This is a genomic window from Staphylococcus sp. SUC_1.2, from assembly GCF_026222585.1.
Window position 1 is genome coordinate 13,169 of sequence record NZ_JANJPM010000001.1, and the last position, 12,439, is coordinate 25,607.

Annotated in this window: 12 protein-coding genes and 1 pseudogene; 5 read left to right on the forward strand and 8 right to left on the reverse strand. The window is 30.5% G+C overall.

The genetic code is table 11. The features are described 5' to 3' along the window. Nucleotide 1: 1 nt before the first annotated feature. Together scpB and NR218_RS00070 are read right to left on the reverse strand one after the other, a co-directional pair. Nucleotides 2-535, reverse strand: coding sequence for an SMC-Scp complex subunit ScpB (gene scpB / locus NR218_RS00065; protein ID WP_025987178.1), 534 nt, complete (start codon nucleotides 533-535; stop codon nucleotides 2-4). Next, nucleotides 528-1,259, reverse strand: coding sequence for a segregation and condensation protein A (locus NR218_RS00070; protein ID WP_019835226.1), 732 nt, complete (start codon nucleotides 1,257-1,259; stop codon nucleotides 528-530). Before NR218_RS00070 ends, scpB begins: the two co-directional genes overlap by 8 nt. 98 nt (nucleotides 1,260-1,357) lie before the next feature. Between NR218_RS00070 and NR218_RS00075 the strand changes: the two genes are divergently transcribed. Continuing rightward, entirely contained in the window at nucleotides 1,358-1,861 is a 504-nt protein-coding gene (locus tag NR218_RS00075; RefSeq protein WP_019835225.1) for a DUF309 domain-containing protein, read from the forward strand. A gap of 25 nt (nucleotides 1,862-1,886) precedes the next feature. Here NR218_RS00075 and xerD read toward each other — a convergent pair whose 3' ends face one another. The 3 genes from xerD to NR218_RS00090 all read right to left on the reverse strand — a co-directional run bounded on the left by xerD (nucleotide 1,887) and on the right by NR218_RS00090 (nucleotide 4,030). Further along, nucleotides 1,887-2,774: a site-specific tyrosine recombinase XerD gene (gene xerD / locus NR218_RS00080; protein WP_002449900.1), complete on the reverse strand. Its 888-nt coding sequence runs from the start codon at nucleotides 2,772-2,774 to the stop codon at nucleotides 1,887-1,889. A 166-nt stretch (nucleotides 2,775-2,940) separates the two neighbouring features. After that, nucleotides 2,941-3,387, reverse strand: a complete 447-nt coding sequence (locus NR218_RS00085; protein ID WP_002449777.1) for a Fur family transcriptional regulator — start codon at nucleotides 3,385-3,387, stop codon at nucleotides 2,941-2,943. Nucleotides 3,388-3,487: 100 nt separating this feature from the next. Further along, a complete protein-coding gene (locus tag NR218_RS00090) occupies nucleotides 3,488-4,030 on the reverse strand; it encodes an NUDIX domain-containing protein (RefSeq protein ID WP_002449742.1) in 543 nt (180 codons plus the stop codon). An 81-nt stretch (nucleotides 4,031-4,111) separates the two neighbouring features. Between NR218_RS00090 and NR218_RS00095 the strand changes: the two genes are divergently transcribed. After that, nucleotides 4,112-5,020 (forward strand): aldo/keto reductase, encoded by a 909-nt coding sequence (locus NR218_RS00095; RefSeq protein WP_002449875.1) that lies wholly within the window; start codon nucleotides 4,112-4,114, stop codon nucleotides 5,018-5,020. Nucleotides 5,021-5,111: 91 nt separating this feature from the next. Here NR218_RS00095 and NR218_RS00100 read toward each other — a convergent pair. Next, nucleotides 5,112-5,869 (reverse strand): annotated as a pseudogene (locus NR218_RS00100) (SDR family NAD(P)-dependent oxidoreductase). A gap of 104 nt (nucleotides 5,870-5,973) precedes the next feature. Here NR218_RS00100 and proC point away from each other — a divergent pair. Beyond that, nucleotides 5,974-6,789 (forward strand): pyrroline-5-carboxylate reductase, encoded by an 816-nt coding sequence (proC, locus tag NR218_RS00105; protein ID WP_017176269.1) that lies wholly within the window; start codon nucleotides 5,974-5,976, stop codon nucleotides 6,787-6,789. Between the two features lie 94 nt (nucleotides 6,790-6,883). Here the strand turns inward: proC and rnz are convergent, their stop codons facing one another. Next, nucleotides 6,884-7,804, reverse strand: coding sequence for a ribonuclease Z (gene rnz / locus NR218_RS00110; RefSeq protein ID WP_019835224.1), 921 nt, complete (start codon nucleotides 7,802-7,804; stop codon nucleotides 6,884-6,886). Nucleotides 7,805-8,046: 242 nt separating this feature from the next. Here rnz and zwf point away from each other — a divergent pair, with 242 nt between their 5' ends. Next, a complete protein-coding gene (gene zwf, locus NR218_RS00115; RefSeq protein ID WP_070436448.1) occupies nucleotides 8,047-9,531 on the forward strand; it encodes a glucose-6-phosphate dehydrogenase in 1,485 nt (494 codons plus the stop codon). Nucleotides 9,532-9,742: 211 nt separating this feature from the next. Further along, entirely contained in the window at nucleotides 9,743-10,609 is an 867-nt protein-coding gene (locus NR218_RS00120; RefSeq protein WP_002449782.1) for an AraC family transcriptional regulator, read from the forward strand. Nucleotides 10,610-10,662: 53 nt separating this feature from the next. Here the strand turns inward: NR218_RS00120 and NR218_RS00125 are convergent, their stop codons facing one another. Beyond that, entirely contained in the window at nucleotides 10,663-12,309 is a 1,647-nt protein-coding gene (locus NR218_RS00125; RefSeq protein ID WP_019835223.1) for a glycoside hydrolase family 13 protein, read from the reverse strand. Nucleotides 12,310-12,439 lie beyond the last annotated feature (130 nt).

The following is a 12,439-nucleotide window of genomic DNA, read 5'->3' on the forward strand; positions in this document are numbered from 1 at the left end:
TTTATTTCTCCTTTTGATCTGTAAGTGTACTAAAGAAAGTCTCAATCTCTTCGTTATCTTCTTCAGTAGATGGTAATTCTTCTATTGATTTCATTCCAAAAACATTTAAAAATAAATCAGTAGTCATGAGTAAATGACTCCGCGAATTCTCCATGTCTTTTGCTTCAATAAGTCCTCTAGCAATTAATGTTCTCACTGCACCATCAGAATTGATACCTCTTGTTATTTCGATATCACTTCTAGTTAATGGTTGATTATAAGCAATAATTGATAGTGTCTCCATAGCAGCTTGAGATAATTTCATGTTTGCTTTTTGCTTCACTAGTACTTCGATAAAAGGTGCACACTCTTTTTTGGAGGTTAACATATAAATGGAACCATATCTTTGTATTTCAAGACCTTTTGAATGATACGTCGAAATTAATTGATCAAGTTCATCTAAATCCATTTTTAAAATATCTGCAAGCTGACGTGCTTCCAGTCCTTCATCGCCTACAGTAAATAATAAGGACTCTATAATTCCAAGGTTATCCAATCGCATAGTTCACTCCTCTAATGATATTGATGTCTTCAAAGTTATTTGACTGTTCTATATTAATAAGACCTGCTTTAGCCATTTCTAATATTGCTAAGAAATGTGTAACGACTTTACTCACAGGTTCATTAAAGTTAAATAAACTAAAGAAGTTAAATGCTGTTTGTTTCTCTAAATGTTTAGCAACCACTTCAGTAGCTTGTTGAATTGTAAAAGTATCTTTTGAAATTTCAACTGCTTTTGGTGTATTTAATGCTACTCTATTTTTTACTCTTTGGTATGCAACAATCAGTTGAGTCAAATCAATCGTTTGATTTTTGTCCCAATGCGTTTCTTTTTCCAAGTGAGATAAATCAGCTGGTGATTTAGTATAATATAATTCTCGTTCTTTTTTTAATTCTGTTAATAGTAAAGAATATTCTTTATAATTTTGATATTCGATTAAACGACCTACAAGGTCCTCACGAGGATCTTCTTCTAAGTCATTTTCAGTTTCTTGTTGTGGCAATAATAATCTACTTTTTATCATTAATAATTCTGAAGCCATCACTAAATATTCACTTGCAATATTAATTTCAACTTCTTTCATTGCATGAACATATTGCATATATTGTTCAGTTAAAGCTTTCATTGGTATATCATAAATATCTATTTCATATTTATGAATTAAATGAAGAAGTAAATCTAATGGGCCATTAAAAGCATCTAATTTAACTTCGTACATAAATTAACTTCCTTGTATTATAAAATCTAAATTGTGCATAATTCACCTAAATATTATAGCATGAATATATATTAGAATTAAATTAAGGGGGAGTATTCATGAATAAAGCATTAAGTCAATTCTACTATCAATTTCATACACACCAACATTATTTTTTATGTCATGATATTTTAGAAGAATTATGGAAGTCTAACCCTAATTTTTCTAAGAAAGATGCTATAGTGAGTTTAATACTATTTTCAACTGCCATGTATCACTATAGACGATGTAATAAGTTAGGTGCATTAAAAAGCTTTAAAAAAGCGTTATATACATTTAAGCATGCAAAGGATAAGGATACACTAGGTTTAAAGGTCAATGAATTTACTTTATTGATTCAAAATCAAATAGAAAAAGTGAAACATGATCAGACATTTCAACCAATACAGTTGCCAATTACATCTTCAATAGAAAGGGAACTTATCAATTTATATCCTAATTATGAATATAAGAAACAAATTAACAATGATGACATGATTGTTCATTGTCATCGTCTAAGAGATAGAAGCGATATCATTGCAACTAGAAAAAAAGCACTTAAAAATAAAAGAAAGAAAAGTTAAATCATTCACTTTTCTTTCTTTTATTTTAAGCTCTAGGATGAAATTGATTATACATTTGTCTTATTTGGGATTTAGACACATGTGTATAAAGTTGTGTCGTTGAAATATCTGAATGACCAAGCATTTCTTGAACTGCTCTTAGATCTGCCCCATTTTCTAAAAGATGTGTAGCAAATGAATGTCTCAACGTATGAGGGGTTAAAGTTTTATTAATATTGGCCTTCAAACCATATTGTTTAATCATTTTCCATATTCCTTGTCTAGTTAAAGGTCTACCGTGCATATTTAAAAATAATACATTCGTAATAGTCTTTTTCAAAAGTTGAGGACGTACCTTTTCTAAATACGTATCTAGAAATTCAATCACAGTGTCTCCTAATGGTATAATTCGTTCTTTATTACCTTTACCAAATACTCTAACAAATCCCATAATAAGATTTATATCCTCAATATTAATTTGTATCAGTTCCGAAACACGCATGCCAGTCGCATATAATAATTCTAATATTGTACGATCACGATACCCATTTTTCTTATTTAAGTCCGGTGTTTCTAAAAGTTGAAGTACTTCCTCAACTTCTAAAACATCGGGTAACTTCTTCTCATATTTCGGAGTCTCAATTAAGACTGTTGGATCTTTAGCGGCATATTTTTCTCTAAGTGCAAATTGATGAAAATTGCGAATTGTAGAGATAAAACGCGCCATTGATTTAGCTGAAGCACCTTGGTCTATTAAATATCCTAAGCATTCTTGTATGACTTGGCGATCAATAAAATCGATATGAGCAATTTTATGTTCTTTCATGTACTCTTCATATTTAGCTAAATCGCGTCGATATGCGCCGATAGTATTGTCACTCAATCCCTTTTCAATTTGAATAAATTTTAAGAATTCTTCAATAATCGTATTCATATTACACCTCTGTTTATATAAAAAAGGTATGAAATAGAATTCAAAGTTGATTCCTAATTTCACACCTTCTATCGATTAATTATTACATATCACTTTTTTTATCTTGAAAAGCTCTTCTAGGCATTTGCATATAAAGTTGATACAACACTTTATTAGGTTTAACTTATTATTTACCTTTAGCTTGACATTCTGAACATATACCGTGAAATGTTAAGCGATGATCCAAAATTTTAAATTGATATTCTGATTCAACACGTTCTTCCACTTTTGGTAATAAATCTTCATGAATTTCCTCTACCTTACCACATTCCATACAAACTAAGTGATGATGAAAATGTTTAGCACCTTCTTTTCTCAAATCAAATCGTGCTACGCCATCACCAAAATTAATTTTATCTACTACTTTTAATTCAGCAAGTAGTTCTAAAGTTCGATAAACAGTAGCTAAACCAATTTCAGGTGCTTTATCTTTTACCTTTAAATATACGTCTTCAGCACTTAGATGATCTTTTTCATTTTCAATTAACACACGAACTGTTGCTTCGCGTTGAGGCGTTAATTTGTAAGAAGATTGCTGTAATTGTTGTTTTACTCTATTTAGACGTTCTTCCACGGGAGCATCACTCCTCAATTAATTATAATCATTTTAAATTAAATTATTTCAATTAATAAATTACCAATAAATTTAGTAAAAATCAAGTAGTTATCACGTCTTATTTAGAATGATTATAATTTAATAATACATATTGTAAAGCAATCATTGTTTTCGCATCTTCAATTTCATGATTTTCTAAAAGTGCATGGATATCATCTAAGTGTATTTTATGCAATTCTACAAATTCGTCATCATCCAGATTCAATTCTCCTTCACTTAAATTATCAGTAAAATAAATGGTTAGTTTCTCATTTGAAAATCCTGGAGAACCATACATATGAGTGATGAATGTTAGATGATTAGCTTTGTAGCCAGTTTCTTCTTCTAATTCGCGTTTAGCTGCTTCTTCTCTTTCTTCATCTTCTTCTAGTTTACCTGCTGGAATTTCTAACAAGGGTTTTTCAATAGGTTTACGATATTGTTTAACCAATAATACTTCTTTTTCTGGAGTAATAGCGCAAATTGCCACAGCACCATTATGCTTGATAATTTCTCTCTTGGAAGTTTTCCCGTCCGGTAACTCCACATCGTGTAGTTCTAGATCGATAATTTTACCATTATAAATGACTGTTCTATCAAAAGTTTTTTCATTAAAGTCCATTATATCCACGTCCCTTTTCATTAAGTTAATAAATTGATAAGATAAATGCGTTAACTAAAGTGTATCGGAAGGAGATTGTTCATGCAAAAAAATATATTAAAAAGTGGCATTGAAATTTCGGAACTAGGTTTAGGGTGTATGAGTTTAGGCACAGAATACCATCACGCAGAGGAAATCATTGAGTGTGCAATTGAAAATGGTATCACATATTTTGATACCGCAGATATTTATGATAGAGGTGTCAATGAAGACATTGTTGGAAAGTCTTTAAAGAAATATCAAAATAGAGATGATATTGTTATAGGAACAAAAGTAGGAAATAGACCGCTTAATGATGGTAGTACTACTTGGGATCCTTCAAAAAAATATATTAAAGAAAGTGTTAAAAGTTCTTTAAAACGTTTAGGCTTAGAACAGTTAGATCTTTATCAACTTCACGGTGGTACAATTGATGATCCCCTAGATGAGACGATTAGTGCATTCGATGAACTGAAAAAAGAAGGTGTAATCAAAGCTTATGGAATTTCTTCTATTAGACCTAACGTGATTGAGTATTATTTAAAACACAGTCAAATAGAAACGATTATGTCTCAATTTAATCTTATTGATAATCGTCCAGAACGTCTTTTGAATCACATTCATTCTCATGGCGTAAAAGTTTTAGCACGTGGTCCCGTGTTTAAAGGGTTACTTACTTCAAATAGTGTTAATGTACTTGATCAGAAATTCTCAGATGGTATTTTTGACTATAATTATCATGAATTAGGAGAAACGATTGCTTCTGTTAAGGAAGTTGAAAGTAATTTAAGTGCTTTATCATTCGAATATTTAAAATCCCATGATGCATTAGGATCTATTATTGTTGGTGCAAGTTCTGTTTCACAATTAAAAGATAATATTACTAATTTTAATAAAACAGTAAGTTTGGATCAAATTAAATCTGCACGTCACCGCGTGAAAGATTTAGAATATACTCAGCATCTTGAGTAATTAATTAATAAATTCTTATAAACAATCGTTGATGTAAAGTACAAGTGATGAAGTATCTATGATGAATGCTTCATCATTTTTTTAGGTTAAATTATATTTTATTTTTAAACAATGAAGTAAAATATTTTTCAATTTTTCTAGGAGCTAATTGGTAAAGTTTTAATAGTGGATTCATCCATAGCGGCTTGTTAATTTCTACTTTACGAGTGATGATACCTTTAACGATATCTTCTGCGAGTATTTTAGGATCTATCATTAGTGATGCATATTTATTAGCGTACTTCAATGATGGATCTGCTTTTTTGTGAAATGGTGTATTAATGGGACCTGGATTAACAGTCATAACATGAAAGCCTTGCTCCTCAATTCTTAGAGCATTTAATACGCCATTTAAAGCAGCTTTAGATGAGCCATAAAATGCAGCGTTCGCTTGCGTTACAAATGCTGCCTGACTTGAAATAGCCACTATAGAAGCATTCATTGTTAAATATGGTTTAACAGTTTTAAATAATGTAATAAAACCAAGCACATTCACATCATAAGTCTCCAAGGTTTCTTCTAACGAATGAGATTGTATTGATTTAAAAAAGCCTAAACCTGCACTATAAATAATTCCGTCAATCGGATAACAAAGGGATTTAGAAATAGTATCTATTTGTGAAGTATCTTGTAAATTACATTTAATCATTGAAACACGATGTTTGTACGGATTAAAATTAATATTTTCGAATTTCTCCGTACTACGAACAATGAGGGTAATATATGCACCTTTTTTAATAATTTTTTCGTTATTTCTAAACCTAAGCCACTAGTTCCTCCAGTTACGATGAAATGTTTACCTACAATCACGGATGACTCTCTCCTATCTAACAAGTATAGTTAATTTTTGATAATAATTATATTGAATATGTTACTATAGTTTTATCAATTAAGGGTAAGGATGGTGCTGTTTTATGAAGTTAGTATTTTATGGCGCTGGTAACATGGCACAAGCCATTTTTAAAGGAATTATTGATTCTAAAATATTAAATCATAACGATATTTATTTAACAAATAAATCAAATGAAAATACGTTAAAATCATTTGCGAAAGAATTAGGAGTAAAATATAGTTACGATGATGCATTTTTATTAAAAGATGCAGATTATGTTTTTCTAGGTACTAAGCCTCATGATTTTGAAACGGTCGCATCACGTATTAAATCACATATACAATCAGACCATCGTTTTATATCTATTATGGCTGGTTTATCGATAAATTATATCCGAGAAAAGTTAGAAACGAATAATCCCGTTGCTAGAATTATGCCCAATACAAATGCACAGGTAGGTCATTCAGTAACAGGTATTAGTTTTTCTGGTAATTTCGATCCTCATTCTAAAGATGAAGTAACAGAATTAATTAGTGCTTTTGGCTCAGTTATTGAAGTTGACGAAGAATATTTACATCAAGTGACGGCTATTACAGGAAGCGGACCAGCTTTTTTATATCATGTATTTGAACAATATGTTAAAGCAGGAACATCATTAGGTCTTGAAAAAAAACAAGTTGAAGAATCCATTAAGAATCTCATTATTGGAACAAGTAAGATGATTGAACGATCGGATTTAAGTATGGAACAACTTAGAAAAAATATTACCTCTAAAGGTGGCACAACACAAGCTGGATTAAATGAACTTGATCGACATGATATTGAGAGTATTTTTAAAGCCTGTCTAGATGCTGCAGTTCATAGAAGTATCGCCCTTTCTAAAAGTGAAGATGAGTAATAAATATTAAAAATAACTATAACGAAAATTAAGTCATACATATCGTTATAGCTATTTTTTAGTTTTTACGTAGCATTTAAAACGCTATTATTATTTAAAATTTGAATGTATCAAAGTCTTTAACAAACTCAAAATTTGGTGTATCTTTCATTTCTTTTAATGCACGGTTTATCTCTTCTATATCTTCTAAATTATATCGATTACTTAGATGGGTAATAAAACTTTTCTTCACATTAGACTGATGAATTAACCTAAATACATCGTCAATGTGACTATGATGATAGTTATTTGCTAAAATTTTGTCACCGTCAATATATGTTGCTTCATGAATCATAATATCCGCATTTTCTGCAAGTATATATTCGTTATCACATGGTTTCGTATCTCCAAAAATAGTAACAATAGGTCCTGGTTTGGCTGGACCTTTAAAGTCTTTAGAAAGATAAATTTGATTATTATATTCAAATTTATCAAACATTTTTACTTCTTGATATTTAGGACCCGGTTCTAGTCCAATGGCCTTTAATGCAGTTACATCAATTGTACCTGGTGTTGTAGGAGCCTCAATTCGATAACCATATGAAGGTATACCATGATTTAATAACCTTGATGAAACTGTAAAGCCATTATGATGATATGTAAAATTATTATCAATTTCAATATATGTAATAGGATAGTTTAAATGAGATTCAGATAATTTCAAAGCGGTTTCAATAAATTGTTGCAAACCTGTTGGCCCTATTAACGTCAATGGCTTATCTTCTCCACCTTGGAATGAACGACTTGTTAATAATCCAGGTAATCCAAAAATGTGGTCGCCATGCATATGCGTGATAAAAATATGATCAACTTTGCCTAATTTTATCGAGTGATGCAAAATTTGATGTTGAGTCCCCTCTCCTACATCGAATAACCATATTGAATTTGAATAAGGTTCTAGGTTTAAAGCAATCGCTTGAGTATTACGATCTTTAGTAGGTAAACCCGCACTCGTTCCAAAAAATGTAACTTCCATGCATTTGCCTCCTCTTTCTTCAATATATTTTATCATACGTCTATAAGTTTGTTATCATATGAAATAAAATAAATGAATTTATCAGAATTTAGGGTATAATGTAACTTATAAAAAATAAATTGTATGTTATTTAGTTTAATGTTGTAAATATTATCAACAATTTTAGGCAAAAACATATCAAGAAAAACAGTTTTAATTTATAATGAATTAATCATAGCAATTAAAGAATTGAGGTTTTGAATTTGAACACACACACTAAACATATCCCTTGTTTAATTACTATATTTGGCGCAACTGGAGATTTGAGTCATAGAAAATTATTCCCTTCTTTATTCCACTTATATCAACAAGATAATTTAGATGAACATATTGCCATTATTGGCGTTGGTCGAAGAGATTATACTAACGACTTTTTCCGTGAACAAGTTAAACAATCTATTCAAACGCACGTCAAAGATACTGATCGACTCGATGAATTCATAGAACATGTTTTTTATTTTAAAAATGATGTCAATGAAGAAGAAAGTTATCATGAATTATTAGCATTCTCTAATGAACTTGATGATACATTTAAATTAGAAGGTAATCGCCTATTCTATTTAGCAATGGCACCTCAATTCTTTGGACCAATTTCTGATTATTTAAAAGCTTCTAGCTTAACTGAAACTAAAGGATTTAAACGCCTTGTAATTGAAAAACCATTTGGTAGTGATTTTAAATCTGCTGAAAAATTAAATAATCAATTACGACAATCATTTAAAGAAGAAGAAATATACAGAATTGATCACTATCTTGGTAAAGATATGGTGCAAAATATCGAAGTTCTACGATTCGCTAATGCGATGTTTGAACCTCTTTGGAATAATAAGTATATCTCTAATATACAAATCACTTCTTCAGAAATACTAGGTGTTGAAGATCGTGGAGGTTATTATGAATCGAGCGGTGCATTAAAAGATATGGTACAAAACCATATGTTACAAATGGTTGCATTACTAGCAATGGAAGCACCTATTAGTCTTAAAAGTGAAGATATTCGAGCTGAAAAGGTGAAAGTATTAAAATCTTTAAGACAATTAAAACCTGAAGAAGTCAATCAAAACTTTGTGCGTGGACAATATGGAGAAGGAACTATTAATGACCAACGTGTTATCGCTTATAGAGATGAAGATCGTGTTGCATCTGATTCCAATACACCAACCTTTGTTTCTGGAAGATTAACTATCGATAACTTCCGTTGGGCTGGTGTACCATTCTACATTCGTACTGGTAAGCGTATGAAGTCTAAATGTATACAAGTTGTTGTAGAATTTAAAGAAGTTCCTATGAATTTATATTATCAAACGGATCGATTACTAGATTCTAATTTATTAGTTATTAATATTCAACCTAATGAAGGTATTTCATTACACTTAAATGCTAAGAAAAGTATTCAAGGTATCGAAACAAAGCCTGTTCAACTGTCTTATGCTATGAGTGCACAAGATAAAATGAACACAGTAGATGCATATGAAAACTTGTTATTCGATTGTCTTAAAGGTGATGCAACGAACTTTACACATTGGGAAGAACTTAAATCTACATGGAAATTTGTAGACGCTATTCAAGAACATTGGACTATGATTGATCCAAACTTCCCTAACTATAAATCAGGGACAAATGGCCCTATCGAAAGTGATTTATTATTAAGCAGAGACGGAAATCATTGGTGGGACGATATTCAATAAACAGATATACTAGACGTTTCATGTGATAAATGTATAAAGGATAAGACACATTATATTATTTTCACTCATTGAAAATAAGGTCTTGTCCTTTTTAAATTGAATATTGAAAGAGTCATTTAAAAATTTAATTTAATTTTATATTATTGATGTATATTTTTATAAAATAATGTAAAATATTAGTATTGATTGTAAATTTATTGGAGTGAAAGTTTTGGACGTTATCAAGCAGATACAACAGGCAATTGTATATATAGAAGATCATTTATTAGAGCCTTTTAATTTGCAAGATTTAAGTGATTACGTTGGTCTCTCTCCTTACCATCTTGATCAATCGTTTAAAATGATTGTTGGACAACCTCCTGAAAGTTATGCTCACTCTCGAAAAATGACTGAAGCTGCTAAAGAAATGATACAAAGTTCTTCGAGATTAGTTGATGTAGCAAAACGCTATAATTATTTAAGTTCAAATGACTTTGCAAATGATTTTAGTGATTTTCATGGAATATCTCCTATTCAAGCTTCTACTAAAAAAGAAGAACTAAAAATGAATGAACGCTTGTATATTAAATTAACAACTACAGAAAGAGCACCATACCCTTACAGACTAGAAACGACTAAAGACACACCTTTAGTTGGATATGTAAAATATATTGAGGCTAATCAACTATCTAACCCTTACAAAGTTCCTGACTTTTTAGAAGATTTATATTTAGATGGTAAAATAAAAGAATTAAAACGATATAATAATATAAGTCCATATGAGTTATTTGTTATTACATGTCCTTTAGATGAAGGTGTAGAATTATTTGTGGGCGTACCTAGTGAACGTTATCCAGCTCACTTAGAAAGCCGATTGTTACCAGGGCGACACTATGCAAAATTTAATTTGCAAGGTCAAGTGGATTATACTGTTAATGAAGCTTGGTATTATATTGAATCCAGCTTACAACTTACTCTACCCTATGAAAAAAATAGCTTATATGTTGAAATTTATCCTTTTGATCTCTCATTCGAGGACCCGTTCACTAAAATACAATTATGGCTACCTATTAAACAAGAAACTTATGATATAGAATAAAAGAAGCGTTAGATGACTAAGTTATTAAACTTATGTCATCTAACGCTTTACTATTAAAGTTCGGCTACGAATGCTTCAAAAGGTTTCATATTAGTGATATCTAAATCATTTTTATAATTGTGTAGCTTAATTTGAGATGCTTCAACTTCAAATGGTAAATTTAATGATGCAACATGATCTGTTAAATTTCCTGCAACTAGAACTGTCTTATTATTAAGTTTACGTGTGTAAGCAAAAATATTCTCATTCGCATCATCGATTAAATTAAATTCACCATAAGTATATATATCATCGGATTTTTTTAATTTAATTAGACGTTTATAAAAATTAAGAACGGAATCTGAATCTTCGGATTGTTGTGCTACATTTATTGTTTTATAGTTAGGGTTGACTGGGAACCATGGCGTACCTTCAGTAAAACCTCCATTTACTTCATTAGTCCACTGCATAGGTGTTCTAGAATTATCACGATTCTCCATTTTATATTTATCTAATAACTGATTAACATCTCCACCTTGAGATTTAACAATTTGATATTCTGTTTTTACAGCAACATCGTTAAATGTTTCAATACTTTCAAATGGATAGTTTGTCATACCAATTTCTTGACCTTGATAAATAAAAGGTGTGCCTTGTTGTAAGAAATATACCACTGCATGGCTAGTAGCAGATTCAAACCAATACTTTGTATCATCTCCCCAAGTAGAAACACGTCTAGGTTGATCATGATTTTCAATAAATAGTGCATTCCATCCTATACCCTCTAGTTGTTTTTGCCAACGGTTTAATACATTTTTATAAGATAAAACATCAAATTTAGAGTCTCCAGTACTCCATAAACCTAAATGTTCAAATTGGAAAATCATATTGAATTTACCTTCTTTTTCTCCAACCCACTCTTTTGCATTATCTGGATTTACGCCATTTGCTTCGCCAACAGTCATAATGTCATAATGGCTAAGTGATTTGTCCTTCATTTCTTGAAGCCAATCTTGAATGCCTGGTTGATTCATATCAACATCAAATGCTGGAGCGTATTGTTTTCCTTTTGGAACAGGTAAATCACCAGCTTCAAATGTTTTTTTGATATGTGTGATCGCATCGACTCTAAAGCCATCAATTCCTTTTTCGAACCACCAATTCATCATTTTAAAAACAGCTTCTCTAACGTCAGGATTACTCCAATTTAAATCAGGTTGCTTTTTACTAAATAAGTGGAAATAATACTGTTTTGTTGTGTCATCATATTCCCATGTTGAACCATTGAAAATACTTTCCCAATTATTAGGTTCAGAACCGTCAGATTTAGGATCTGCCCAAATATACCAATCTCGTTTAGGATTATCTTTACTAGAACGAGATTCTATAAACCATGGGTGTTCATCAGATGTATGGTTAACAACAAGGTCTAAAATTAATTTCATTCCACGCTTATGAGTCTCAGATAATAAATGATTAAAGTCTTCCATTGTTCCAAATTCTTCCATAATATCTTGATAATCACTAATATCATAACCATTATCATCGTTTGGAGATTTATACATTGGACTAAGCCAAATGACATCAATACCTAAATCTTTCAGATAGTCCAATTTTTCTACCATCCCTGGTAAATCACCAATACCATCATTATTGCTATCATTAAAACTTCTCGGATATACTTGATATGCTACGGCTTCTTTCCACCAATTTTTTTCCATTTATATCGCTCCTTTGAAATTATTATGTAAATCAATTAACTTTGAAATAATTAATCATAATATTCGAGTTAATTATTTAATATTCAATGTTAGGCTTCAATATATAATCTAAATTTTTCTGGATTTATAT